This window comes from Dyella sp. 333MFSha, assembly GCF_900102405.1.
Taxonomy (GTDB): Bacteria; Pseudomonadota; Gammaproteobacteria; order Xanthomonadales; family Rhodanobacteraceae; genus Luteibacter; species Luteibacter mycovicinus.
The window spans coordinates 730,880-754,216 of sequence record NZ_FNBR01000001.1 but is presented as its reverse complement, the minus strand read 5'-3'; the positions used below and the strand labels follow the sequence as shown (position 1 = coordinate 754,216).

Here is a 23,337-nt window from a genome sequence, read left to right as displayed (position 1 = left end):
GCGGGGCCGGTCAGGGATGACCGGCCGTTTTCGGGGAGGCAGGGACAGCCGACTCGAAAACCCCCAGGCGAAGCCCGACCCGGCCGAAGGCCATTGATACACGGCGGCGGTAGCCGCCTTTCCTTGAGGGGTCGCCGCAGGCGTGGCCGCGAGGGTCACCCCCGCCGGCTCTCCAACGCGACACAACACACCGCGACAAAGCAAGACGCGATGGCGCAAGCCGAGCCCGCAGCACCGCCCCATGTATGCCGCAAAAAAACGCCCCGACAAAGGGGCGTTTTCGACCGCGGGCAAACGCACAAATTACTTGTAACGCACACCCTTGATCTCATACGTCTTCGTGCCATTCGGCGCGACGAAGTCGAACTCGTCGCCTTCGCTCTTGCCGATCAGCGCACGCGCGATCGGCGACGACACCGCGATCAGGTTCTTCTTGATGTCGGCTTCCAGGTCGCCAACGATCTGATACGTCACTTCCGTATCGTTATCGAGGTCGATCAGTTCGACGATGGCACCGAACACGATGCGCGAGCCCACCGTGAGGCGCTCCGTATCGATGATTTCGGAGTTGGACAGCGCCGCTTCCAGCTCGTTGATACGGCCTTCGTTGAAGCCGTGCATCTCACGTGCGGCGTGATACTCGGCGTTTTCCTTCAGATCGCCATGCGCACGCGCTTCCGCCACGGCGGCGACGATCTCGGGACGCTTCACGCGCTTGAGGTACTCGAGTTCGTCACGAAGACGGTCGGCACCGATGGCGGTCATGGGCGGACGGGTCGGGCTCATGCGTTCAGCTCCTTGTGCAGGTCCTGCAGGCTGTTCACTTCACCATCGGCGTGGAAGTCGAGCGAATGCACGAGGGCACGCGCGCCGGCCACGGTGGTGGAGTACGTGACGCGCTGCTGCAGCGCTTCGCGACGGATCGAGAACGAATCCGAGATGGCCTGCTTGCCTTCCGTCGTGTTGACGATATAGACGACTTCGCCGTTCTTGATCAGGTCGACGATGTGCGGACGGCCCTCGAGCACCTTGTTGATGCGCTCGCACTTCACGCCATGACCCTCGAGGAACGACGCGGTACCGGCCGTGGCCACGACGACGTAACCGCGTGCGGTGACATCCTGCGCGATGGGCAGCAGGCGCTCCTTGTCGGCATCGCGTACCGACATGAAGACCTTGCCCTTCGGCGGCGCCTTGATGCCGGCCGCCTCGTGACCGCGTGCGAACGCGGCGCCGAAGGTGCGACCCACACCCATCACCTCACCCGTGGAACGCATCTCCGGCCCGAGGATCGGGTCGACGTTCTGGAACTTCAGGAACGGGAAGATGGCTTCCTTGACCGAGTAGTACGACGGGATGATTTCCTTCGTCGCGCCCTGGTCGGCGAGCGTACGGCCGGCCATGGCGCGCGCGGCGATCTTCGCCAGCGACATGCCGGTGGCCTTGCAGACGAACGGCACCGTACGCGAAGCGCGCGGGTTCACCTCGAGGATGAACACCTCGTCACCCTGGATCGCGAACTGCGTGTTCATCAGGCCGATGACCTTCAGCTCACGCGCCAGCTCGGTGACCTGGCGGCGCATTTCGTCCTGCACTTCCTGCGAGAGGGAGTACGGCGGCAGCGAGCACGACGAGTCGCCGGAATGCACGCCGGCCTCTTCGATGTGCTCCATGATGCCGCCGATCAGCACGTTGCCTTCGGCATCGGCGACGATGTCGACGTCCACTTCCACGGCATGATCGAGGAAACGGTCGAGCAGTACCGGCGAATCGTTGGACACCTGCACGGCGTCGCGGATATAGCGCGAGAGGTCGGCGTCGGCGTAGACGATTTCCATGGCGCGACCACCGAGCACGTAGCTCGGGCGGACCACCAGCGGATAACCGATCTCACGGGCCAGCGCCAGCGCTTCGTCGGCGTTGCGCGCGGTGCGGTTCGGCGGCTGCTTGAGCTTGAGCTTCTCGATGAGCTGCTGGAAGCGCTCACGGTCTTCCGCCAGGTCGATCGACTCTGCCGAGGTACCGATGACCGGCACGCCGGCGGCTTCGAGCGCACGCGCCAGCTTGAGCGGGGTCTGACCGCCGTACTGCACGATGACGCCCTTGGGCTTCTCGAGGTCGACGATCTCCAGCACGTCTTCGAGCGTCAGCGGCTCGAAATACAGGCGGTCGGAGGTGTCGTAGTCGGTCGAGACGGTTTCCGGGTTGCAGTTGACCATGATGGTTTCGAAACCATCCTCGCGCAGCGCGAGCGCCGCGTGCACGCAGCAGTAGTCGAACTCGATACCCTGGCCGATGCGGTTCGGACCGCCGCCCAGCACGATGATCTTGTCGCGGTTGGTCGGGTTGGCCTCGCACTCTTCCTCGTACGTGGAATACATGTACGCGGTGGTGGTGGCGAACTCGGCGGCGCAGGAGTCGACGCGCTTGTAGACCGGGCGGACGCCCAGCGTACGACGCACGTGACGCACGGCGGCTTCGTTGGTGTCGACCAGCTCGGCCAGACGCGCATCGGAGAAGCCCATGCGCTTGAGCTCGCGCATGCGCGGTTCGTCCAGCGCGGTCAGGCCCTGGCGCTGCACTTCGCCTTCGGTCATCACAATGTCTTCGAACGCGGCCAGGAACCACGGATCGATACGGGTCAGCGCATAAACCTCTTCCAGCGACAGGCCGGCGCGGAAGGCATCGGCCACGTGGAACACGCGGTCCGGACGCGGCTCGCGCAGTTCGCGCTTGAGCGTCTGGAAACCTTCTTCGCTACCGATGTCCAGGCCGGTCGGGTTGAGGCCGGTCTTGCCGATCTCGAGGCCACGCAGAGCCTTCTGCATCGACTCGGTGAAGGTACGACCCATCGCCATCACCTCGCCCACCGATTTCATCTGGGTGGTGAGGCGCGCGTCGGCGGCCGGGAACTTCTCGAAAGCGAAGCGCGGAATCTTGGTGACGACGTAATCGATGGACGGCTCGAACGAGGCCGGGGTGAGACCGCCGGTGATGTCGTTCTTCAGTTCGTCCAGCGTGTAACCGACAGCGAGCTTGGCGGCGACCTTGGCGATCGGAAAGCCGGTGGCCTTGGAGGCCAGTGCCGACGAACGCGACACGCGCGGGTTCATCTCGATGACGACCACGCGGCCGTCTTCGGCGTTGATACCGAACTGCACGTTGGAGCCGCCGGTGTCCACACCGATCTTGCGCAGCACCGCGATGGAGGCGTTACGCAGGCGCTGGTATTCCTTGTCGGTCAGCGTCTGTGCCGGCGCGACGGTGATCGAGTCGCCCGTGTGCACGCCCATCGGATCGAAGTTTTCGATCGAGCAGACGATGATGCAGTTGTCCGCCTTGTCGCGGACCACTTCCATCTCGAATTCCTTCCAGCCAAGCACCGACTCTTCGACCAGCACTTCGTGCACGGGCGAGAGTTCGAGGCCGCGGCCGACGATCTCGACGAATTCTTCCTTGTTGTATGCGATGCCGCCACCCGAACCACCCAGCGTGAAGCTGGGGCGGATGATGGTCGGGAAGCCGACCGTGGCCTGGATTTCCAGCGCCTGTTCCATCGAGCGGGCGACCTCGGCCTTCGGGCACTCCAGACCGATCTCGGCCATGGCGATGCGGAACAGGTTGCGGTCTTCCGCCATGCGGATGGCTTCGCGCGACGCGCCGATCAGCTCGACGTTGTATTTCTCGAGCACGCCGTTGTCGGCGAGGTCGAGGGCGCAGTTGAGACCGGTCTGGCCGCCCATCGTCGGCAGGATCGCGTCGGGGCGCTCCTTGGCGATGATGCGCTCCACCGTCTGCCAGTTGATCGGCTCGATGTAGACGGCGTGGGCCGTGTCCGGGTCGGTCATGATCGTCGCCGGGTTCGAATTGACCAGGACGACGCGGTAACCCTCTTCCTTCAGCGCCTTGCAGGCCTGGGCGCCGGAATAGTCGAACTCGCAGGCCTGGCCGATGACGATCGGGCCGGCACCGATGACGAGGATGGTCTTGATGTCTGTGCGCTTGGGCATGGTATCTCTCGCAAACGAAGCGGATGGATGAACGGAAGGGCCAGCGGCGCGTCAGGACGCGCGCTTGGCCTTGTGCTCTTCCATCGAGGCGATGAACGTGTCGAACAGGTAACCGACGTCCTCCGGACCGGGGCTGGCTTCCGGGTGTCCCTGGAAACAGAACGCGGGGCGGTCCGTCAGGGCGAAGCCCTGCAGCGAGCCGTCGAACAGCGAGGTGTGGGTGACGCGCACGTTGGCCGGCAGCGTGGCCGGATCCACCGCGAAGCCGTGGTTCTGCGAGCTGATCAGCACGCGGCCGGTGTCGTGATCCTTCACCGGATGATTGGCGCCGTGGTGACCGAACTTCATCTTCAGCGTCTTCGCGCCGACGGCCAGCGCCAGGATCTGATGCCCCAGGCAGATGCCGAACAGCGGGATCTTCGTATCGAGGATCCGCTTCGTCGCTTCGATCGCGTAGCCGCACGCGGCCGGGTCGCCCGGGCCATTGGCCAGGAAGACGCCGTCCGGATTCATCGCCAGCACGTCATCGGCGGGCGTCTGCGCCGGCACCACGGTGATGTCGACACCGCGGCCGGCGAGCAGGCGCAGGATGTTCTGCTTCACACCGAAGTCGTAAGCGACGACCCTGAACTTCTTCGGCGCGTTGTAGAACGCCTGCTTGTCGAGGTCGTACACACCCTCGGACCACTGATAGGTCCGGGTGGTGCTGACGACCTTCGCGAGGTCCATGCCATTGAGGCCTTCGAAACCGCGCGCCTTGGCGACGGCGGCATCGGCGTCGATCGCGTCGCCGGCGACGATGCAGCCGCTCAGCGCGCCCTTCTCGCGAAGGATGCGTGTGAGGCGACGCGTGTCGATACCGGCGATGGCGACGATGCCGTTGCGCTCGAGATACTGCGGCAGGGGCTCGACGCTGCGCCAGTTGCTGGCAAGGCGCGGCACGTCACGGACGATGAGGCCCGCCGCGTGGACGCGGTCGGCTTCGACGTCGACATCGTTGGTGCCGGTGTTGCCGATGTGCGGATAGGTCAGCGTGACGATCTGACGGGAGTACGAGGGGTCGGTCAGGATTTCCTGATAACCGGTCATGGCGGTGTTGAACACCACCTCACCAATCGTCTCACCACGGGCACCGACCGCGTGGCCGTGAAAAATGCTGCCGTCTTCGAGAGCAAGCAGAGCAGGAGTACGCATGGGATGGCCGCCTTCGGGTGCAGCAAAGCCCGCAAGCCTGCATTTAGCGGCTCGTGGGCCTTGGGGATATAGGGGTCGCTGGGCGGGTAAGAATGATAGGCGCCAGGGCCCGTTTTGTCCACCGCAAAACGATGAACGACCCTGCGGCGGAATATCGCTGGTGAACAGGTCCGACGCGATACAATGGCGCCCGAGCCAGACCACCGAGAACCACCGCATGCTGCTCGACCCCGCCCGCCTGGACCGTCCCGACACCGACATCCGGCACGAGCCCTTTTCGTTCATGATCGCCCACGGCCAGCTGCCGGACGAGTCGCGATCCGAACTGGACCGCGACTTCCCGCAATACACCAGCGCCGGCTTCTTCCCCTACGACGCCAGCGACTGCGGCCCGTCCGTGAACGAGCTGGTCAAGCAGATGACCTCGCGCCAGTTCTCTTCCGCCATCGGTAAACACCTCGGTATTCCCGGGCTGGAGAACTATCCCACCCTGGTCACGATCTGCCGCCTGCTCAACCGCCGGCACGGCACCATCCACACCGACAGCAAGTCCAAGATCGCCACCGCGCTGATCTACCTCAACCCGATGTGGCCGGATACCAGCGACGGCTGCCTGCGTTTCCTCAGCTCGATCAATGACATCGACGACATCGTCGCGCCGGAGCTGAAGCCGCTTTACGGGGAGTTCGCCGTGTTCCGCCGGGCCGAGAACTCCTTCCATGGTCACCTGCCCTATGAGGGCGAGCGCCGGGTCATTCAGGTCGCCTGGCTGACCTCCGAAGAGGAGAAAGCCCGCAAGACCAAGCGGGGCAAGTTCTCGCGGGTGTTCAAGAAGATCTTCGGAAAGCTGGACCGGAAGGTGGGTGCCGATCGCGACCGGAATGCCTCGCATCCGGACTGAGGCGGACTGGTTCGTCGGCGGCGTGGCTTCCAACAGAGCCGGTCTTCCGTCCCTCACCGCACCCCGAACCACCAGCCGACGAACACGGCAAACACGCCGTACAGCGCGCCGATCGGCATCAGCCAGCGCGCTTCCACCGCCCCGTGCCGGAACATCGCCCACAGCGCGACCACCGCCACCATCGTGACGCCGCCGGCCACGATCAGCGGCGTATCGAACAGCCACGGCGTGGCGAACAACGCCATCGAGCTCGGAATGGTCGCCTGAATCATCATGGCGCCGGAGATGTTGGCCAACGCCAGCCGCTCCTTGCCCTGACGAACCCAGATCAGCGCGTTCACCGTTTCCGGCAGCTCGGTCGCCACGGGGCTCAGTACCAGTGCGACGATGTGGGGCGAAAGATGAAAGAACTCGCCGAAGGCCTCGAGCTGCCACACGAAGGTGCGCGACGCGATGGCGATGACGATCAACGCCAGACCGGTTTGCAGCGCGATCCAGCCCATCGTCGGATCGGCGTCATTCGGGCGGAAGGTCAGCGGCTCGAGCTCTTCCTCCTCAGGCGCCGTGCTGTCGTCACGCATCTCGCGCCACACGTAGGCCACGTACGCGAGCAGGAAAAGCACGCCGAGCCAGGGCTTCCATGCGAAGGCGATGAGACCCAGGCCGACTTTCACGACGAAGATCGCCAGGAACCATGACTGATCGCGCGCGAGACGCTGGTTATCCACACGCACCCGCAGGTCGGGGCGCTTCAGGCGCTTACGCTCCGCATACAACGCGAATCCGACCACGGCGTAAGCGATGGTCGCGAGCACCAGTGGGCCACCGAGGGCCGCACCGACGCCGATGTCCTTAGCCGCGGCATCCTTGCCGAACATCACGGCGACGAACGTCACCGCGCTTTCGGGAAGCGCCGTACCGAAGGCCGCGAGGACCGTACCGGTAGCGGTGGCGCCGAGGTTGAGCTTGCGCCCGAACCATTCGACGCCGTTGACGAAGTATTCGCACGCGAAATAGATGGCCCCGGCCGAAACCAGGAAGAGAAAGCATGTCAGCAGCATGTTTTATCTAAGGCCGAGCGAGCGAGAAAATACCGATGGCTCAACGACACCGCTCGCCCGGCCTGGGTAAGCATGTCGCTGGCCAAAGGTCTCGCCGGGCCGGCAACGCACCGTGCGTGCGTCGCTGCCGTTCGCGCCATGGGGCACAAGGCCACCAAGTCTGTTGACGCGAACTCTCCTGGGTACGGAGATGGCTACTCCCCAATGACTTCGGGGCGGATGTTAACACGTGCTCTCAGATCAGGTGAGAGCGATTCTTACGCAGAGCATCAAACCCTTGCGGCGATCACGTCGTCGATCGTCCAGGTCCCCGGCGCACGCCCGGCGATCCACGCCGCGGACTCCAGCGCGCCGCGCGCAAAGATGGACCGATCCGTCGCGCGATGCCCCAGCTCGATACGCTCGCCCTGCCCCATCAGCAACGCCTGGTGCTCGCCGACGATATCGCCGCCACGTACGACGGCGAAGCCGATCGTCCCTGCCTTACGCGCGCCGGGACGGCCCTCCCTCGAATAGACGGCCAATTCATCCAGCGTCGCGCCACGCCCCGCGGCAGCGGCATGCCCCAGTGCCAGCGCGGTACCCGACGGAGCGTCTTCCTTACGGTTGTGATGGGCCTCGACGATATCGAGGTCCCAGCCAGGCAGTGCCGCGGCGGCTTCGCGAAGAAGCCGCGTCAGAACGGCGACACCGAGACTGAAATTGGCGGCATGCAGGACGGCGATGCGTTCCGATGCTTTAGAAAGACGCTCGGTCAGCTCAGGACCGAGACCGGTACTGCCGGTCACCAGTGACGCACCACTCGTCTCGCAGTAGTCCAGCGCGGAGGCGAGACCCTCCGGCCCGCTGAAGTCGATGACGACGTCGATGTCGGAGGCGTCGTTCCAGTCGCTGAAGCGAAGCGCCGACACGTCGCCATAGGCCGCCTTGCCCAGACGCGCGGAGTTCGACGAGACGATGGCGCGAACGAGTTCGAAGCGTTCGTCGTCGCGGACAAGACCGAGCAGCGCATGGCCCATCCGGCCGGATGCGCCGCTGACGGCGAGACGGACGGGACGGGTCATGAAGTGACCCTGGACCAGAAGTCTTTCACCCCATCGATGAACGTCGTCGAGCGCGGCGTATGCTTCGCCGCCTCTTCGCCGACGAACGTCGCTTCGAGCTGGGTAAGCAACTCGCGCTGCTCCTTGGTCAGGCGAACCGGCGTCTCGACCACGACGGTGCACACCAGGTCACCCGTACGACCGCCGCGAACGGACTTCACGCCCCGACCGCGCATGCGGAACTGATGTCCCGTCTGCGTCTCGGGCGGCACGTTGACGGCCACTTCGCCCTCGAGCGTCGGGACCATCAGTTCGGTACCGAGCGCGGCCTGAGCGAAACGAATCGGCACTTCGCAATACAGATCGCTGCCATCGCGCTGGAAGATCGCGTGCTCGCGCACACGCACTTCCACGTAGAGATCACCCGACGGCGAACCGGCCGGACCGGCTTCGCCTTGCCCGGTCAGACGGATGCGGTCGCCGTTGTCGACACCGGCCGGAATCTGCACCGACAGCGTGCGTTCTTCTTCCAGACGGCCTTCGCCGTGGCATTTCTTGCAGGGCTTGTCGATCTTCTGGCCGGAGCCGTGGCAGGTCGGGCAAGCCTGCTGAATCGAGAAGATGCCGTTCTGCATGCGCACGCGGCCATGGCCGGCGCAGGTGCTGCATTTGGAGACCTTGCCGTCTTCCGAACCGCTACCGTTGCAGTGATGGCAGTTGACCTGGGTCGGAATCTCGATCTTCTTCTCGACGCCGAACACGGCTTCCTCGAGATCCAGATCCATCATGTAGCGCAGGTCGGCACCGCGACGCGCACGCTGGCGTCCGCCGCCACCGCCGAAGATGTCCCCAAAGATATCGCCAAAGATATCGCCGACGTCGCCAAAACCGGCGCCGCCGCCACGACCGAAGCCACCGCCTTCGAAGGCGGCATGGCCATGCTGATCGTACGCCGCGCGCTTCTGCGCATCGGACAGTACGTCGTAGGCCTCCTTGGCTTCCTTGAACTTCTCGATCGCAGTCGGATCGTCCGGATTGCGGTCGGGGTGGTACTTCATCGCCACGCGACGGAAGGTCGTTTTGAGGTCGCCCTCGGTCACGGTGCGCTCGACACCGAGAATTTCGTAGTAGTCGCGCTTGCTGCTCATTACACGCTTGCTTTCCCTGGACGGACGAACGCGCCGAGAGGTTTCCCTTCGACGCGATCATACCGGTTAACCGTTGTCACACCGCGGGCGCCGGGCCCGCGGTGTGCCGTTGCTCTACAGGACGAAATTACTTCTTCTCGTCCTTGACCTCGGTGAACTCGGCGTCCACCACGTCGTCCGGCTGAGCCGAGCCGCCGCCCGGTGCGGACTGCTGCGCGGTGTCCTGCGTGCCGCCACTGGACTGAGCCGCGGCGGACAGCGCCTGAGCGACCTGCTCCAGGTTGGTGATCTTCGCCTCGATGGCGTCCTTGTCTTCGCCGGTCAGCGCCTTCTCGAGTTCCGACACCGCGCCGTCGATGCTGGCGAGCTGCTCGGCCGGGATCTTGCCGCCGTGCTCCTTGAGCTGGCTGCGCGTGGCATGGACGAGCTGGTCGCCCTTGTTACGCGTCTGCACCAGGTCGTGGAACTTACGGTCTTCTTCGCGGTTGGCTTCCGCGTCGGCGACCATGCGTGCGACTTCGTCATCCGACAGACCCGAACCGGCCTTGATCTCGATCTTCTGCTCCTTGCCGGTGTCCTTGTCCTTCGCGGACACGTGCAGGATGCCGTTGGCGTCGATGTCGAAGGTCACTTCGATCTGCGGCTGACCGCGCGGTGCCGAACGGATGCCGGAGAGGTCGAACTTGCCCAGCGACTTGTTCGCATTGGCACGCTCGCGCTCGCCCTGCAGCACGTGCACGGTCACGGCGGTCTGGTTGTCGTCGGCGGTCGAGAAGGTCTGCGAGGCCTTGGTCGGCACCGTGGTGTTCTTCTCGATGAGCTTGGTCATCACGCCGCCCATCGTCTCGATACCGAGCGACAGCGGGGTCACGTCGAGCAGCAGAACGTCCTTGACCGTACCGCCCAGCACGCCGCCCTGAATCGCGGCGCCGACGGCGACGGCTTCATCCGGGTTGACGTCCTTGCGCGCTTCCTTGCCGAAGAAGTCCTTGACGGCTTCCTGGACCTTGGGCATGCGGGTCTGACCACCGACGAGGATCACCTCGTTGATGTCGGAGATCTTCAGGCCGGCATCGTTCAGCGCCGTGCGGCACGGATCGATGGTGCCCTTGACCAGGTCTTCCACCAGCGACTCCAGCTTGGCGCGGGTCAGCTTGATGTTCAGATGCTTCGGACCCGTCGCATCGGCCGTGACGTACGGCAGGTTGACGTCGGTCTGGTGCGCGGACGAGAGCTCGATCTTGGCGCGCTCGGCGGCGTCCTTCAGACGCTGCAGGGCGAGCTGATCCTTGCGCAGGTCGATGCCCTGCTCCTTCTTGAACTCTTCCACGAGGTAATCGATGACGCGGTTGTCGAAATCTTCGCCGCCGAGGAAGGTGTTGCCGTTGGTCGAGAGCACTTCGAACTGCTTCTCGCCGTCGACGTTGGCGATTTCGATGATGGACACGTCGAACGTGCCGCCGCCCAGATCGTACACGGCGATCTTGCGGTCGGCCGTCGAGGTCTTGTCCAGACCGTAAGCCAGCGCGGCAGCGGTAGGCTCGTTGATGATGCGCTTGACCTCGAGGCCCGCGATCTTGCCGGCGTCCTTGGTGGCCTGGCGCTGGCTGTCGTTGAAGTAGGCCGGCACGGTGATGACGGCCTCGGTCACGGCCTCGCCAAGGAAATCCTCGGCGGTCTTCTTCATCTTCATGAGGACCTTCGCGGACACTTCCTGCGGGGCCATCTTCTTGCCATCGGCCGTCTGCACCCATGCGTCGCCGTTATCGTGCGCGACGATGCCGTACGGAACCAGTTTTAGGTCCTTCTGAACTTCGGCGTCGGTGAACTTGCGGCCGATGAGGCGCTTCACCGCGTAGAAGGTGTTCTTGGGGTTGGTGACGCTCTGACGCTTGGCCGGCGCACCCACCAGGACTTCGTTGTCCTTGGTGAAAGCGACGATGGACGGCGTGGTGCGATCGCCCTCAGCGTTTTCGATAACGCGCGCGGTCGAACCTTCCATCACTGCGACGCAGGAGTTGGTCGTACCGAGGTCGATGCCGATGATCTTGGCCATTGAAGTTGCTCCGTATTTCTAAGCGGCCCCCGCGGCCGCGACTGGTTTGGAAAATGGGGGTGTGCCCCATCGATTCAATATCTGGTGAGACTCCCCGCGGCGCGAAACCGACGCCGGACGGGGTTTGGTTCAGTTGTCGCGAACCACCGCCACGAGAGCCGGACGCAACAGGCGGTCGTTCAGCACGAACCCCTTCTGCACCACGGCCACCACGGTGTTCGGCGCGTGCTCGTTCGATTCGACCGAGCTGATCGCCTGGTGATGCTCCGGGTTGAACGGCTGGTGCAGCGGGTCGACGACCGACAGGCCGTTGGCCTGGGTCACCTTCTCCAGCTGCTTCAGCGACATTTCCAGTCCCTCGCGCAGCGTCTTCGCGTCGGCCGTCTGATTGGCCAGGCCCAGCGCGATGCCGTCGTACACCGGCAGCAGGTCGCCCAGCAGCTTCTCGTTGGCGAAACGGCGGGCCTGGTCGAGGTCACGCTGCATGCGGCGGCGCTGGTTCTCGATCTCCGCCTTCTCGCGCAGGACCGTCTCGCGGGCCTGGGCCAGCTCGACTTCCATCGCGGCAAGCTGGGCGTTCAGCGCGTCGAGCTCGGACTGTGCGCCGTTCTCGTCGACACCGCCGTCCTGCGCCTGATCCGGCGCATGGGGATCGTTGTTCTGCATGGTTACTCCAAATGTCAGCTTCACGGCCCTCCGTCGGGAAGGGCCGAACATTCGCGGGAAATACTAAACCCGCCTCCCGTGCCGGTTTATGAGGTCGCCGCGGCGCGATTCAAGGCGTCACTGAGCAGTCCGGCCGTGGCTTGTACCACGGGAATCACCCGCTCATATGCCATACGCGTCGGTCCAATAACTCCGATCGCGCCCAGCATCCGGCCGCTGGTGCCGTAGGTAGCGGTGACGATACTGCACCCGTCGAGGGCGGAAAAACCGGATTCCTCGCCGATGAACAGGCGCACGCCGGGCGCCTGGACGCACATTTCCATCAGCTGAAGCAGATCGCGCTTCTGCTGGAAGGCGTCGAAGAGGTCGCGAAGCCGCTCGATATCGGCCAGCTCCGAGTACCCCATGAGATTGGTCTGACCGCTCACCAGCACGTCGTCCGCATCCTCGACGGGGGTGAACGACGCGGTGGCCAGCTCCACCACGCTGGCCAGCTGGCGATTGAGCTCGCCCCCGGCCTCGCGCAGTTCGGTGGCGAGGTGCGCCCGGATGTCCGCCAGACGGAAGCCGGCGAACTGAGCGTTGAGATAGTTGGCCGCCTGCTCCAGCTCCGTGGCGTCCAGCGGCCTGGCCAGCTGAACCACCCGGTTCTGCACCTGGTTGTCCGAGAACACAAGGATCACGAGGACCCGGGCATCGGGCAGATTGACGAAATCGATGTGGCGCAGCGGGAAATCGCCCTGGCGCGGCACCGTGACCACGCCGGCGAAGCGGGTCATCGCCGAAAGCAGGTTCGAGACATTGCCCAGCAGGTCGCGCGTGGTCGTCTGATGCGGTGGCAGCCCGCCCTGCAGGCGGGCCATGTCGTCGCGCGGCAACGGCTTCAGTTCGAGCAGGCTGTCGACGAACAGACGAAGGCCGCGCGGCGTCGGAATACGCCCCGCCGAGGTGTGGGGCGATGCCACGAGGCCCGCTTCTTCCAGGTCCGCCATGATGTTGCGGATGGTCGCCGGACTCACTTCCAGGCCGGACGAACGCGCCAGCGTGCGTGAGCCCACCGGCTCACCGTCGGAAAGGTATTGCGATATGAGGGTCCGCAGCAGCCGGCGCGCTCGTGCATCGATGTCGTGACCGGAGAACGGATTCATGCGCCTGGCTGGTGTGGGAAAGGGGTTGGAAGCTCGCGCTATCAATAAGGTCTCGCCGCCTCGCTTGCAAGTCTCGGCTTATGCGACTCGCCTCCCGCTACAATCGGCGCGATTCCATCCGCCGCCTGGTCCTCATGCTCACGTCGCTCTACGTCCGCCAGTTCGCCGTCGTCGAAGAAGCCGAGATCGCCTTCGGTCCGGGCCTCACCGTGGTCAGCGGCGAGACCGGCGCGGGCAAGTCCCTGCTGGTGGATGCCCTGATGCTGCTGGCGGGCGCCCGCGCGGACAGCGGCATGGTCCGGGCCGGCAGCGACCGCGCCGAGCTGGCCGCCGAATTCGACCTCACCGGCCTGCCCGAAGCCACCGAGTGGCTCCGCCAGGAAGAACTGGACGATGGCGAGACCTGCCAGCTGCGTCGGGTGATCCGCACCGAAGGCAGCTCGCGCGGCTGGATCAACGGCCGCCCGGCCAGCCTCGCCCAGATGTCGGCGCTGGCCTCGCTGATCGTCGAGATCCACGGCCAGCACGAGCACCAGGCCCTGCTTTCGCGCCAGCATCAGATGGCTTTGCTAGACGCCTACGCGGGCAACGAGGTCTTGCAGACGAGCGTCCGCGACACGGCCAAAGCCTGGCGCGACGCCGTGGCGCGCATTCGTACGCTGTCCGGCGGCGATGACCGCGAGCGCCAGATCGAGCTGCTCGCCCACGAACTGGAAGAACTCGACCGCTGGGCCCTCGCGCCCGCCGCGCTCGAAGACCTCGAAGCCCAGCATCGCCGGCTGGCCAATGCCGGCCGGCTGGCCGAGGGCGCCAATGGCGTCGTTGAAATCCTCGACGGCGAAAGCGAATTCGCTGTCGGCCGCGCCCTGTTGCGCGCCCATGCCGAGGTGTCGCGCCTGGCCGAGCTGGACGCCTCGCTCGTCCCGACCCTGGAGCTGCTCGACAGCGCCCAGATTCAGGTCGGCGAGGCCGTCGACGGCCTCAGCCGCTACGCGCAGGATGTCGAACTGGATCCCGAACGGCTCGCCGAGGTGGACACCCACCTCACGCACCTTCACGACCTCGCCCGCCGCTACCGCCTGCCCATCGAGGAACTGACGGCCAAGGCCGAGGAAGTCCGCGAGCGCCTTGCCGAACTGGAAGGCGCCGGGGATGCGCTCGACCGTCTGGGTCGCGAGCGCGATCGTCTGCGCAAGGCATGGGATGACGCGGCGTCGTCGCTGTCGAAAGCCCGCGCCGACGCCGCCGGTCGACTCGGCGGCACGGTGGCCGCGTTGATGGGTGAGCTGGGCATGGGCGGTGGCCGTCTCGAAGTGTCGCTCGAGCCGGCCGAGGGCGACGACCCGGATCCGCAGGGCCGCGAGCGCTGCGAACTGCTGGTCAGCGCCAACCCCGGCCAGCCGCCACGCCCGTTGCGCAAGGTGGCCTCGGGTGGCGAACTCGCCCGCATCAGTCTGGCGATCGAAGTCGCGACGCTGGGCAACGACAACATCGGCTGCATGATCTTCGACGAAGTGGACACCGGCATCGGCGGTGCCGTCGCCGAGGTGGTCGGCCAGAAGCTGCGCGCGCTGGGCGAGAAGGTGCAGGTACTCTGCGTCACCCACCTGCCGCAGGTGGCGGCGCAAGGTCACTCACACCTGCGCGTGGCCAAGGAGAGCGACGGCGATTCGACCCGTACGCGTATCCATCCGCTGGATGCATCCGGCCGTCGTGACGAGCTGTCGCGCATGCTGGGTGGCGTCGAGATTACGAAGGAGACGCGGGCGCACGCGAAGAAAATGCTGGATCGGGCTCAGGGGTGACCGTCAGGTCCTGATGAGCCCCCGCTCCTGAGCCATCCGATAAAGGTCCAGCTCCGACCCGGCATTGAGCTTGTTCATCACCGCCGCCCGGTGGATGTAAATCGTCTTCTGCCCGATCCCCAGTTCCGCCGCGACCTGTTTCGGCGCGCGCCCGGCCGCGAGTAAGAGGAATACCTCCCGCTCACGCGCCGTCAGACGACTGAACGGATCCAGATCCGCCGAAGGCCGTCCCGAGCGCCGCTGCCGCAGATCCGAACTGAGATATTGCTCACCGCTAAGCACCGAACGCACCGCGGCGACAAGTTCCTCGGGCGCGACACCCTTGGTCACATAGCCGCGCGCACCGCGACGCAACGCCTCGGAAACGTAAGGTTCGCCGTCGTGCATGCTCAGCACGACGATCTTCATCCCGGGCGAAATGCTCGCGAGATGCTCGATCAGCGGGAGGCCGCTACCGTCGGGAAGCGACAGATCCACCGCCACCAGGTCGGGGCGATGCTGGGTGACCGCATCGACAGCCTCGTCGGCATTGCGGGCTTCGGCAACGACGTCCAGATCGGGTTCAAGCTCGATGAGTCGCTTGAAACCCTCACGGACGATGGCATGGTCATCTACAAGAGCGATTCTTGGCATGCACAGAATGTAACAGGCAATCCCGACGCGTGCGTATGGGCGACGCCGAGCGTCGGGCCGGCACATCCGCCGTGTAACATTCGGGCATGCGACTACACGCGCCTTCCCGATTCGCCGGTCCCCTGCTAGCGCTCGCCTACGCGGCGATCTGGATCATGCTCTGGCCTACCGAGCAGCCCTACTGGGTACTGCCGTTTGGCCTGCGCTTCGGTGCGCTGCTACTCACCCGCACCCGCAACTGGTTCTGGATCCTCGGAGCGGAACTCGCCGGCAGCATGATCTGCGAATGGCGCAGCGGCCTGCCCATCGGCGGCGCCGGCTTTCTGCTCGGCGACGCGCCGGAGCCCCTGATGGTGGCCGCGTGCCTGTGGCTGCTTCGCCGCGCCCACCTGCACGCCAGCCTGGGCACCCCGGAAGACGTCGCCCGCCTGCTGCTCTCGGCGATGGTGACGGCCACGGTCGCCACCGCCGGCAACGCCGCCATGATGGCCTCGCTGCACCCGGCCGCGCCGGTCGAGATGCTGGGCACCACCTTCGGCAGCGACCTGCTCGGTAACTACCTCGGTGTTCTGCTGGTCGTGCCGGTGATGATCCTCGTCTTTCGCGAGCGCCCCACGCAGTCGTCCATGGCCGAGCTCCTGCTCGACGGCCTGCTCGTCATGCTGCCCTCGCTGGCCATCCTGATCACCCTGGCCGAGTATTCTCCGCAGCCGCAGTTCGCCCGCGTGCTGTCACTGGCACCGGTGCTCTTCTTCGCCTTCCGTCATGGCTGGCGTGGCGCGGGCCTGGCCATGCTCATCACCAGCGTGGGCCTGAATGTCACCGAAGACATGATCGGCCGCGGCGCGCCCACGGCGGCGGCCCATCTGTTCCTTGCCGTGGCCGGCACCGGCACGCTGATGCTCGGCGCAGCCACCGACGCGCTTCGCCGCAGCAGCGAGCGCGTCGCCCAGCAGAACACCCACCTCGCCGCCGCCAACCAGCGCCTGGATCAGCTGGCCCGTCAGCTGCGCGACGCCGCCCGCGGCAACCTGCAGGCGGAGGAAAACCTGCGCCGACACATGGCCGCCGAGCTGCATGACGAACTCGGACAGAACCTCACCGCGATCCAGACCCACCTGAAACTGGCACAGGCGCGGCTAGGCAGCGCGGGCATGGAGGACATCGGTAAATCCATCAACGGCATCCTTGGGCACATGCGCAAGGCGCTGCACAAGATGCTCGACAGTCTGCGCCCCTCGGTGCTCGACGAGTTCGGATTGCTGCGCGCACTGGACGAAGGCCCGATCCGCGACATGCTGACCGCTGCGGGCATCCACTATGTCACCGACCTGCGGGGCGAGCCCCGCCTGTTGGACGAGGACACGCTGACCGCGATCTATCGCGTCGTCCAGGAGAGCGCGACCAACGTCGTCCGCCACTCCGGCGCCAGCCGGATGGCCCTACGCCTCCGCATCGGCATGCGTGACAGCGGTCCGGTCGCCATCCTCGACATTCGTGACGACGGCACCGGCCTGCCCTCCACCCCCAAACCCGCAAGAACCGACGGCGGAGGGCGCGGACTACAGGGCATGAGTGACCGAATCACCGCGCTTGGAGGCCTCTTCCGGATCCGGCCCGAGCCCGTCGGACTGCACCTCCGCGTGTTGCTCCGCAGCACAAGTATCGGAATGAGCATAGGAAATTTTCCAATACCGGGTCAGTGAACACTTCGTTACGATCCCATTATCGATGTGGGGGAGCCGCCGTCGAGAGACGGTGAGCCCAGGTCGGTCGTGGGGACGATCGACCTGATGAGGCGACAGGATGTCGGCCTCGCCGGTTCGAAGTGGGCAGACGTGAATCCAGCGAGCAACTCGCGATCCACGTTCCACAACGAAGCGGATCAAGCCGCCGGTGGACAGGAGTCCGCCGGCGGCGTTTTTTATGGGCGCCCGAAATGTCGCCGCCAACACCCCTCGCCTGAATCACGCCCACGAAAAAGGCCCCCGAAGGGGCCCTCTCGCCGCGAGCGAAAGCCTGACTCAGCGCTTCTTCTTGGGCCGCACGTACAGCACCAGGCTGTGGTCTTCGATGACGTATCCGTGGCGGTCGGCGATCTCGTGCTGGAGGCGTTCGATCTCCTCGCTGATGAACTCGATCACTTTCCCGCTGTCAACGTCGATCATGTGGTCATGATGCTTGCCGCGGTCCAGCTCGTAGACGGCCTGCCCACCTTCGAAGTTGTGCTTCATTACGATGCCGGCAGCTTCGAACTGGGTCAGCACCCGATACACCGTGGCAAGCCCGATGTCCTCCTGGTGCGCAAGCAGACGCTTGTAGATGTCTTCAGCCGTGAGGTGGCGTTCGTCCGCCTCTTCGAAGATCTGCAGGATCCGCATGCGCGGATGTGTGACTTTGAGCCCCGCCCTGCGGAGCTCTTTGGTTTCCTGGTCCATATAGACCCCCTCGCGGTGCCGTCAGGCGCTTAGTGTATCATCGCAGGCTTCACGATCCGGACGTTACTACGCATGCATAAGCTCATCCGCACGCTGGGTTTGGCCATGATGGCGGTTGCCATCGCGGGCTGTGGCCTCGTCTATACCCCCGACGTGCAGCAGGGCAACCTGCTAGACAAGAAAAACGTCGACCAGCTGCAGCCGGGCATGACCAAGCGTCAGGTCCTGGTGCTGCTGGGCACCCCCTCGGTCACCTCGCCTTTTGACCAGGATCGCTGGGATTACGTGTCCACCTTCTCCCACCGCGGCCAGAAGATGACCACCCGTACGCTCACCCTGACCTTCAACAATGACACGCTGGTCCGCACCGAAGGCGATTTCTTCGCCCAGGACGCGCAGCAGCTGCTGAAGGACTCCGAGAAGTACAAGGCCAATCCGGTCGGCGGCGCCCAGGGTGACAAGAACACCAGCGCTGACGACAAGAAGGACGACGGTGGCGTGTTCGGTGGCGGCTCGTCGGACGACAAGAAGTAAGAAGCCGGCAGGTTCAGGCGCCGCGTTTCGCGCGGCGCCGCCTGGCCTCCATCGGATCCAGGATCAGCGGCCGGTAGATCTCCACCCGGTCGCCTTCCTTCAGCACACGATCCGCATCCACCTTCTTCGAGAAGATGCCCAGACGGGTCGCATCGGGCGCCACACCTTCGGGCAGTTGCGCACGGGCCAGCTCAATGGCTTGCCAGACGGTCGTCCCTGACGGCACGACGAGGCGAACTACCCGCTGCGCTTCCGGTCCCGCGTAGGCCAGTTCGACGTTCAGGTCAGCCATACTCGCGGCGTGCCTCGTCGCAGAAGTCGTCGACCATCCGGTTGGCGAGTTGCTGAAACCCCATCTTCAGTACGGACCCGCCGAGGCCGGCGTAGTCGAAATCCAGTGCCAGGGCGATCTTGCAGCCCACGTCACCCAGGGCCTGGAAGGTGAACAAGCCATCGAGCGAGCGGAACGGCCCCTCCACGAACTGCATGGTCAGCCGCTCCGGCCGCACCGTCGTGTTACGGGTGGTAAAGCTCTGCCGCATGCCGGCGAACTTGAGATCCAGCCGGGCGACCAGCACATCGTCACCCCGCTCGATCACGGTGGCAGCGTCACACCACCCGAAGCGCTTTGGGTATGCTTCCACATCGTTGACCAGGTCGAACATCTGCGCGGGCGTGAAAGGCACGATCGCACTGCGGCGGATTTCAATCATGAACTGACCTCGTCTTATGTGCCGGCAAACGGACCCGCCGGCCTTGTATCAGGGACTCGAGAGACCGATTTTAGCGGACATGGCAAAAGCGAAACCGAAGGACACGGAAAAAGAAGGCGGCGGCACGATCGCGCTGAACAAGCGCGCGCGCCACGAATACCACATCGACCAGCGCTTCGAATGCGGCATGGCCCTCGAGGGCTGGGAGCTGAAGTCGCTGCGTGCCGGCCGGATCAATTTCGGCGAAGGTTGCTACGCGATCATCCAGCACGGCGAGGTGTTCCTCGTCGGTGCCCAGATCCCGCCCCTGATCAGCGCTTCCACCCATGTGATCGCCAATGATCGCCGCACCCGCAAGCTGCTGCTCCACCGCGAGGAAATCGATCGCCTGATCGGTGCGGTCGAGCGGAAGGGCTACACGCTGGTGCCCACTGCGATGTACTGGAAGCACAACAAGGTGAAGTGCGAAATCGGCCTGGCCAAGGGTAAGCAGGAGCACGACAAGCGCAACACGGACAAGGAGCGCGAATGGGCGATCGACAAGCAGCGCGTCATGCGCTCGCACAATCGCATGGGCTGACCTGAACGGTCAGGCGGCGCCCATTGTGGGTCTCCCTCCCCGCCCATATACTGAGTGATGTAGTTCCACCACGTTTTCCCCGGGGGTGTTCTGGTTTCGACGGGGGTAGTGCGATCTACTGGTGCATGCCGAGGGGGTAGCTTTCCTCGTTAAACCAGCTGCAAAACATATAGTTGCCAATGACAACTACTACGGTGACAACTCGGTGGCTCTCGCCGCCTAAGCTGTCCGGCCCCTAAAAAAGGCCAAACCCCCGACCCGCTCTTGTGCTCATGCTCGGCGGTGTAGGGTCACTATCATGAGACCGCTGAAAGGCTCTCCGTCTGTGGGCCTGACGCTAGATCAATCAGATATGTCCGCCGGTGCGCTTAGCACGCCGTGCTGTCGGTGGACGAGATCTAACGGTGAGCTAAGCATGTAGATCTGGAGATTAAACGCCTTCGGACGCGGGTTCGACTCCCGCCACCTCCACCAACACCTGCGGCGAGACAGCGATAAGTCGTTGTTTCGCCGTTTCTTTTTGCGGCAACGCCACGCCCGAAACGCCGTTTCCTCAGGTGTCACTTTAGCTGCCGTTTGTGCCCAGACCCTTGTTTGTTCAACGTCCGTCCGGCCTCTACGTTCGCTTTCTAATGCTGTCCACGCCGGACAGGTCTGGGGCTAACCGCTCCGATGCACGCGAAGAGCCCGACACATGGCGACCAGCCGGAACTCACGGAGGTGATCGCAAATGAACGCGTACTTAGCCCTTACCCGTTGGCAAAGCACGCGGCGGCTTTCTTGGCGATGTCACGCTCCTCGGCGACACGCTTCAGCTCAGCCTGTAGGCGTCGAACCTCGGCGCTCTGATGCAGCTCCGCACGCTTGACGATCGTGGGCTTGGAGAAGGCCTTCTTCCAGCCATACAGGCTGTGGCTCGTAACGCCCAGCCGCTGGGCGACGTCGAGCACCGGCCGCCCGTGCTCTCGAACTGCCTTGATCTTGAACTGATCCGTATAACGCTTGCCACTCATAGAGACCTCCTCAATTGCCATAAATTATGGCTTCAAGTGGTCTACGAAAGTCTGGGCGGTCCAGCTCGCCGAAATCGGGGCTCGCTTTAGCGCGCAGCATTGTTCGTTAAAGCCACTCCCGACCTAGCCGTTTTAGCTACCAGCATGTCGGTTTTGAGTGGAATTTCACGGGAGTCGTCGAATGTTTTAGTGACTGTGATGGTCCCCGTCAACGCCGCCGGTTCGTTCACTGCGCCCGCAGCGTCGCGAAACAACCACGCCTGTTCGACGTCCGCTGGGGAAAGCGCCGCGGCACCGACGATGATCGCGCCCGAGAGGTCCATGTTGCCCGCTGGGTCGGTGTCAACTTTGAAGCTCCATCCATTTGGAACGTGCACGACGCTGGCCAAAGTCAGATGTTTTCCATGCATCTCCAGGCCAACGATCCGTTCGCCCGGGCGCACATCAACGCCTTTGAGTGACAGGACATATTCCCTGGCTGATGCCACAGACGACGCGCACACCAGCACCATGACCAACACTACCGCGCTGACACGATGTTTCATGACTTAAATCCTTCAGGAACGGTGACCGTACCATTGTGCAAACGGCCCTGTCACAGTTCACCTCCCGGCGAACGCGGCCGGCGTCAATCGATGACGTCGATGGCATCCGACTGCAAAAATAGGCACGAAGGGACAATCGCCCCCGTGCCCGCATCCGTCAGATGCTGCCTTGCAAGAACGACACGAGGTCGCGATTGAAGTCGTCCTTGTGCGTGATGACGAGGGCGTGTGGCGCGCCATCATATTCTTTCAGCACCGAGCCTGGAATCTCCCTGGCCAGACGGCGCGCGCTGGCGTCGATCGGGATGACCTTGTCATCATCACCGTGGATGATGAGCGTCGGGACACGGATAGATGAGATGTCCTGACGGAAGTCGGTTTTGCTGAACGCATCCACACAGTCGAGCGTGCCTTTCTTCGATGCCTGCATGGCAACCACCAGACTCGAATCAAGCGTCGCCTGGCTTACCGGATGGGACAACATGCCCTGGCCAAAAAACTGCTTGCCAAATGTTTCAAGGAACGCGGGACGTTCATCGCGGAGTTTTTCTTTCATCTCCGTGAAGACATCGCCGTCGACGCCATCGGGATTGTTGTCGCCCTTGAGCAAGTACGGTGTCACTGCCGACGCAAACACGACGCTGGTAATCCGATCGGCACCATGGCGTGACATGAAGCGCGCCACTTCACCGCCGCCCATCGAAAATCCGACAAGGGTGACGTCTCTCAAGTCGAGTGTTTCCAGCACGGCGTTCAAGTCATCGGCAAACGTGTCGTAGTCGTAGCCGGCTGCCGGATGGTCGGACCGCCCGAATCCCCGACGGTCATAGGCGATGGCACGAAAGCCAGCGTCGGCCACCGCACCCATCTGGTACTCCCACATGGCCGAACTCAGCGGCCATCCGTGAATGAACACAACCGGGCGGCCTTCGCCCACCTCTTCATAAAAAAGCGTGGTCGGTTGAGCTGTGGATTTGACGGTCACGAATGGCATGGGCAACTCCTCGGGTTGGATACCAACGCTGGCAAGGACCACATCAACAGCGAGAGAAAGACCTGCATGCGCTTGAACGACGTCCGTGAGTCACAAAGCGACGTATCGATGTCTCATGTCATGGTAGCGTTTCGGTGTCAGCGAATAGCGCCCTGCCGCGGAGCGCCAGCATGTCTCGCATGAGAAAAAAGGCCGACCTGCCTCATAAAACCTGCGCCGCCTGTGGGCTCCCCTTCAGCTGGCGCCGAAAGTGGGCGAAGGATTGGGAGCAGGTCAGGTATTGCTCCGAGCGGTGCCGACGCTCGAAACCCGATATCAAAGGGTCTGTCATTCCCAGCCTTCGGTAGTCACGCCACCTTGACCCGAAATCACCCGGCCGGTTGTGTTACATCCAAACACACAGGCAAACCGTCACGTTGACGGAAACACAGCGATGGTGCATCAACAGACATTGGATGCCCCCACTGTGCAAACCTCAGAAAAAACGACCTGCCTGCTCGTCGAAGACAACGCCTTCGTATCCGATGCGTATCAAATCGTGCTTGAAGGTGGCGGCTTTCGTGTCTGCCAGGTCGCCGCATCCGAACCCGACGCCATCGATGCCATCCTCACACGCAGGCCTGACGTCGCTCTGGTCGACATCGACATCGAAGGTGGCGATTCGCTCGGCGTCGCCACGGCGCTCATCGCCAAGGACGTTCCGGTGGCGTTCGTCACGGGGCACCCGCGGTCCGTCTTGCCAGCGCCCTTCTCCACTTTGCCGTACCTGCAAAAACCGGTCTCGCGCGCCGCGTTGCTTGCGCTCGTCCAACGCCTGGAAGAGATGCGGGACAGATGAGCCGCCCGGGCCGGCCG

The 23,337-nt window shown here is 64.1% G+C and carries 22 protein-coding genes, 1 other RNA gene, 1 pseudogene and 1 riboswitch; of the genes and pseudogenes, 8 read left to right on the top strand and 16 right to left on the bottom strand.

Annotated features, from left to right (window positions below):
* Nucleotides 1-303: 303 nt before the first annotated feature.
* The 3 genes from greA to carA are packed head-to-tail and all read right to left on the bottom strand — an operon-like array spanning nucleotide 304 to nucleotide 5,204.
* Nucleotides 304-786 carry a transcription elongation factor GreA gene (gene greA, locus BLT40_RS03460; protein ID WP_036112526.1) on the bottom strand — a complete coding sequence of 161 codons (483 nt, stop codon included), beginning with the start codon at nucleotides 784-786 and terminating at the stop codon, nucleotides 304-306.
* A complete protein-coding gene (gene carB, locus BLT40_RS03455) occupies nucleotides 783-4,010 on the bottom strand; it encodes a carbamoyl-phosphate synthase large subunit (protein ID WP_036112523.1) in 3,228 nt (1,075 codons plus the stop codon). The genes greA and carB overlap by 4 nt, the downstream gene beginning before the upstream one ends.
* Before the next feature lie 51 nt (nucleotides 4,011-4,061).
* Nucleotides 4,062-5,204: a glutamine-hydrolyzing carbamoyl-phosphate synthase small subunit gene (gene carA / locus BLT40_RS03450; RefSeq protein WP_090351389.1), complete on the bottom strand. Its 1,143-nt coding sequence runs from the start codon at nucleotides 5,202-5,204 to the stop codon at nucleotides 4,062-4,064.
* Between the two features lie 217 nt (nucleotides 5,205-5,421).
* On the opposite strand from carA, the gene BLT40_RS03445 reads away from it, so the two are divergent.
* Nucleotides 5,422-6,105, top strand: coding sequence for a 2OG-Fe(II) oxygenase family protein (locus BLT40_RS03445; RefSeq protein WP_036112516.1), 684 nt, complete (start codon nucleotides 5,422-5,424; stop codon nucleotides 6,103-6,105).
* 53 nt (nucleotides 6,106-6,158) lie between these two features.
* Here the strand turns inward: BLT40_RS03445 and BLT40_RS03440 are convergent, their stop codons facing one another.
* The 6 genes from BLT40_RS03440 to hrcA all read right to left on the bottom strand — a co-directional run bounded on the left by BLT40_RS03440 (nucleotide 6,159) and on the right by hrcA (nucleotide 13,227).
* Complete coding sequence (locus BLT40_RS03440) at nucleotides 6,159-7,166, bottom strand: sodium:calcium antiporter (RefSeq protein ID WP_090351387.1); 1,008 nt, start codon at nucleotides 7,164-7,166, stop codon at nucleotides 6,159-6,161.
* Between the two features lie 16 nt (nucleotides 7,167-7,182).
* Nucleotides 7,183-7,381, bottom strand: a riboswitch (yybP-ykoY riboswitch).
* 54 nt (nucleotides 7,382-7,435) lie between these two features.
* Complete coding sequence (gene dapB / locus BLT40_RS03435) at nucleotides 7,436-8,230, bottom strand: 4-hydroxy-tetrahydrodipicolinate reductase (RefSeq protein ID WP_090351385.1); 795 nt, start codon at nucleotides 8,228-8,230, stop codon at nucleotides 7,436-7,438.
* Nucleotides 8,227-9,357 (bottom strand): molecular chaperone DnaJ, encoded by a 1,131-nt coding sequence (gene dnaJ, locus BLT40_RS03430; protein WP_036112506.1) that lies wholly within the window; start codon nucleotides 9,355-9,357, stop codon nucleotides 8,227-8,229. Before dnaJ ends, dapB begins: the two co-directional genes overlap by 4 nt.
* 127 nt (nucleotides 9,358-9,484) lie before the next feature.
* Nucleotides 9,485-11,413, bottom strand: coding sequence for a molecular chaperone DnaK (gene dnaK / locus BLT40_RS03425; RefSeq protein WP_036112503.1), 1,929 nt, complete (start codon nucleotides 11,411-11,413; stop codon nucleotides 9,485-9,487).
* Between the two features lie 129 nt (nucleotides 11,414-11,542).
* Nucleotides 11,543-12,079, bottom strand: coding sequence for a nucleotide exchange factor GrpE (gene grpE, locus BLT40_RS03420; protein ID WP_036112500.1), 537 nt, complete (start codon nucleotides 12,077-12,079; stop codon nucleotides 11,543-11,545).
* 86 nt (nucleotides 12,080-12,165) lie between these two features.
* On the bottom strand, nucleotides 12,166-13,227 hold the full coding sequence (hrcA, locus tag BLT40_RS03415) for a heat-inducible transcriptional repressor HrcA (RefSeq protein WP_036112496.1): 1,062 nt from the start codon (nucleotides 13,225-13,227) through the stop codon (nucleotides 12,166-12,168).
* A gap of 134 nt (nucleotides 13,228-13,361) precedes the next feature.
* Between hrcA and recN the strand changes: the two genes are divergently transcribed.
* Entirely contained in the window at nucleotides 13,362-15,032 is a 1,671-nt protein-coding gene (recN, locus tag BLT40_RS03410; protein ID WP_090352514.1) for a DNA repair protein RecN, read from the top strand.
* A 3-nt stretch (nucleotides 15,033-15,035) separates the two neighbouring features.
* On the opposite strand, the gene BLT40_RS03405 is transcribed toward recN, so the two are convergent.
* Nucleotides 15,036-15,665, bottom strand: coding sequence for a response regulator transcription factor (locus tag BLT40_RS03405; RefSeq protein WP_036112494.1), 630 nt, complete (start codon nucleotides 15,663-15,665; stop codon nucleotides 15,036-15,038).
* 86 nt (nucleotides 15,666-15,751) lie between these two features.
* Here BLT40_RS03405 and BLT40_RS03400 point away from each other — a divergent pair, with 86 nt between their 5' ends.
* Nucleotides 15,752-17,371, top strand: coding sequence for an MASE1 domain-containing sensor histidine kinase (locus tag BLT40_RS03400; protein ID WP_051943514.1), 1,620 nt, complete (start codon nucleotides 15,752-15,754; stop codon nucleotides 17,369-17,371).
* A gap of 318 nt (nucleotides 17,372-17,689) precedes the next feature.
* Here BLT40_RS03400 and fur read toward each other — a convergent pair whose 3' ends face one another.
* Entirely contained in the window at nucleotides 17,690-18,103 is a 414-nt protein-coding gene (gene fur, locus BLT40_RS03395) for a ferric iron uptake transcriptional regulator (protein WP_036112492.1), read from the bottom strand.
* Between the two features lie 72 nt (nucleotides 18,104-18,175).
* Here fur and bamE point away from each other — a divergent pair, with 72 nt between their 5' ends.
* Nucleotides 18,176-18,637 carry an outer membrane protein assembly factor BamE gene (bamE, locus tag BLT40_RS03390; protein ID WP_036112489.1) on the top strand — a complete coding sequence of 154 codons (462 nt, stop codon included), beginning with the start codon at nucleotides 18,176-18,178 and terminating at the stop codon, nucleotides 18,635-18,637.
* 13 nt (nucleotides 18,638-18,650) lie between these two features.
* Here bamE and BLT40_RS03385 read toward each other — a convergent pair whose 3' ends face one another.
* Nucleotides 18,651-18,929, bottom strand: a complete 279-nt coding sequence (locus BLT40_RS03385; RefSeq protein ID WP_176809084.1) for an RnfH family protein — start codon at nucleotides 18,927-18,929, stop codon at nucleotides 18,651-18,653.
* Nucleotides 18,922-19,350 carry a type II toxin-antitoxin system RatA family toxin gene (locus BLT40_RS03380; protein WP_036112485.1) on the bottom strand — a complete coding sequence of 143 codons (429 nt, stop codon included), beginning with the start codon at nucleotides 19,348-19,350 and terminating at the stop codon, nucleotides 18,922-18,924. Before BLT40_RS03380 ends, BLT40_RS03385 begins: the two co-directional genes overlap by 8 nt.
* Before the next feature lie 79 nt (nucleotides 19,351-19,429).
* Here BLT40_RS03380 and smpB point away from each other — a divergent pair, with 79 nt between their 5' ends.
* Complete coding sequence (gene smpB / locus BLT40_RS03375; protein WP_036112483.1) at nucleotides 19,430-19,930, top strand: SsrA-binding protein SmpB; 501 nt, start codon at nucleotides 19,430-19,432, stop codon at nucleotides 19,928-19,930.
* A gap of 81 nt (nucleotides 19,931-20,011) precedes the next feature.
* Nucleotides 20,012-20,404: a transfer-messenger RNA gene (gene ssrA, locus BLT40_RS03370) on the top strand.
* A 189-nt stretch (nucleotides 20,405-20,593) separates the two neighbouring features.
* On the opposite strand, the pseudogene BLT40_RS03365 reads toward ssrA, so the two are convergent.
* From BLT40_RS03365 to BLT40_RS03355, 3 genes and pseudogenes are all read right to left on the bottom strand, one after another.
* A pseudogene (locus tag BLT40_RS03365) lies at nucleotides 20,594-20,943 on the bottom strand (transposase); the annotation flags it as partial.
* An 86-nt stretch (nucleotides 20,944-21,029) separates the two neighbouring features.
* Nucleotides 21,030-21,488: a hypothetical protein gene (locus tag BLT40_RS03360; RefSeq protein ID WP_090351381.1), complete on the bottom strand. Its 459-nt coding sequence runs from the start codon at nucleotides 21,486-21,488 to the stop codon at nucleotides 21,030-21,032.
* Between the two features lie 157 nt (nucleotides 21,489-21,645).
* Nucleotides 21,646-22,482: an alpha/beta fold hydrolase gene (locus BLT40_RS03355; protein WP_090351379.1), complete on the bottom strand. Its 837-nt coding sequence runs from the start codon at nucleotides 22,480-22,482 to the stop codon at nucleotides 21,646-21,648.
* A gap of 179 nt (nucleotides 22,483-22,661) precedes the next feature.
* Between BLT40_RS03355 and BLT40_RS03350 the strand changes: the two genes are divergently transcribed.
* Both BLT40_RS03350 and BLT40_RS03345 read left to right on the top strand, forming a co-directional pair.
* Complete coding sequence (locus BLT40_RS03350) at nucleotides 22,662-22,829, top strand: DUF2256 domain-containing protein (RefSeq protein ID WP_218124526.1); 168 nt, start codon at nucleotides 22,662-22,664, stop codon at nucleotides 22,827-22,829.
* Nucleotides 22,830-22,915: 86 nt separating this feature from the next.
* Nucleotides 22,916-23,320: a response regulator gene (locus BLT40_RS03345; protein WP_090351373.1), complete on the top strand. Its 405-nt coding sequence runs from the start codon at nucleotides 22,916-22,918 to the stop codon at nucleotides 23,318-23,320.
* The last annotated feature ends 17 nt before the right edge of the window (nucleotides 23,321-23,337 follow it).

What these genes read in the sequence shown, in the direction of transcription:
- BLT40_RS03360 (WP_090351381.1), bottom strand. Translation starts at nt 21,488, where the DNA reads ATGAAACATCGTGTCAGCGCGGTAGTGTTGGTCATGGTGCTGGTGTGC.
- BLT40_RS03380 (WP_036112485.1), bottom strand. Translation starts at nt 19,350, where the DNA reads ATGATTGAAATCCGCCGCAGTGCGATCGTGCCTTTCACGCCCGCGCAG.
- smpB (WP_036112483.1), top strand. Translation starts at nt 19,430, where the DNA reads ATGGCAAAAGCGAAACCGAAGGACACGGAAAAAGAAGGCGGCGGCACG.
- BLT40_RS03440 (WP_090351387.1), bottom strand. Translation starts at nt 7,166, where the DNA reads ATGCTGCTGACATGCTTTCTCTTCCTGGTTTCGGCCGGGGCCATCTAT.
- carB (WP_036112523.1), bottom strand. Translation starts at nt 4,010, where the DNA reads ATGCCCAAGCGCACAGACATCAAGACCATCCTCGTCATCGGTGCCGGC.
- recN (WP_090352514.1), top strand. Translation starts at nt 13,362, where the DNA reads ATGCTCACGTCGCTCTACGTCCGCCAGTTCGCCGTCGTCGAAGAAGCC.
- BLT40_RS03355 (WP_090351379.1), bottom strand. Translation starts at nt 22,482, where the DNA reads ATGCCATTCGTGACCGTCAAATCCACAGCTCAACCGACCACGCTTTTT.
- dnaJ (WP_036112506.1), bottom strand. Translation starts at nt 9,357, where the DNA reads ATGAGCAGCAAGCGCGACTACTACGAAATTCTCGGTGTCGAGCGCACC.
- greA (WP_036112526.1), bottom strand. Translation starts at nt 786, where the DNA reads ATGAGCCCGACCCGTCCGCCCATGACCGCCATCGGTGCCGACCGTCTT.
- carA (WP_090351389.1), bottom strand. Translation starts at nt 5,204, where the DNA reads ATGCGTACTCCTGCTCTGCTTGCTCTCGAAGACGGCAGCATTTTTCAC.
- BLT40_RS03400 (WP_051943514.1), top strand. Translation starts at nt 15,752, where the DNA reads ATGCGACTACACGCGCCTTCCCGATTCGCCGGTCCCCTGCTAGCGCTC.
- dapB (WP_090351385.1), bottom strand. Translation starts at nt 8,230, where the DNA reads ATGACCCGTCCCGTCCGTCTCGCCGTCAGCGGCGCATCCGGCCGGATG.
- BLT40_RS03350 (WP_218124526.1), top strand. Translation starts at nt 22,662, where the DNA reads ATGAGAAAAAAGGCCGACCTGCCTCATAAAACCTGCGCCGCCTGTGGG.
- BLT40_RS03445 (WP_036112516.1), top strand. Translation starts at nt 5,422, where the DNA reads ATGCTGCTCGACCCCGCCCGCCTGGACCGTCCCGACACCGACATCCGG.
- dnaK (WP_036112503.1), bottom strand. Translation starts at nt 11,413, where the DNA reads ATGGCCAAGATCATCGGCATCGACCTCGGTACGACCAACTCCTGCGTC.
- fur (WP_036112492.1), bottom strand. Translation starts at nt 18,103, where the DNA reads ATGGACCAGGAAACCAAAGAGCTCCGCAGGGCGGGGCTCAAAGTCACA.
- BLT40_RS03345 (WP_090351373.1), top strand. Translation starts at nt 22,916, where the DNA reads ATGGTGCATCAACAGACATTGGATGCCCCCACTGTGCAAACCTCAGAA.
- BLT40_RS03405 (WP_036112494.1), bottom strand. Translation starts at nt 15,665, where the DNA reads ATGCCAAGAATCGCTCTTGTAGATGACCATGCCATCGTCCGTGAGGGT.
- bamE (WP_036112489.1), top strand. Translation starts at nt 18,176, where the DNA reads ATGCATAAGCTCATCCGCACGCTGGGTTTGGCCATGATGGCGGTTGCC.
- hrcA (WP_036112496.1), bottom strand. Translation starts at nt 13,227, where the DNA reads ATGAATCCGTTCTCCGGTCACGACATCGATGCACGAGCGCGCCGGCTG.
- BLT40_RS03385 (WP_176809084.1), bottom strand. Translation starts at nt 18,929, where the DNA reads ATGGCTGACCTGAACGTCGAACTGGCCTACGCGGGACCGGAAGCGCAG.
- grpE (WP_036112500.1), bottom strand. Translation starts at nt 12,079, where the DNA reads ATGCAGAACAACGATCCCCATGCGCCGGATCAGGCGCAGGACGGCGGT.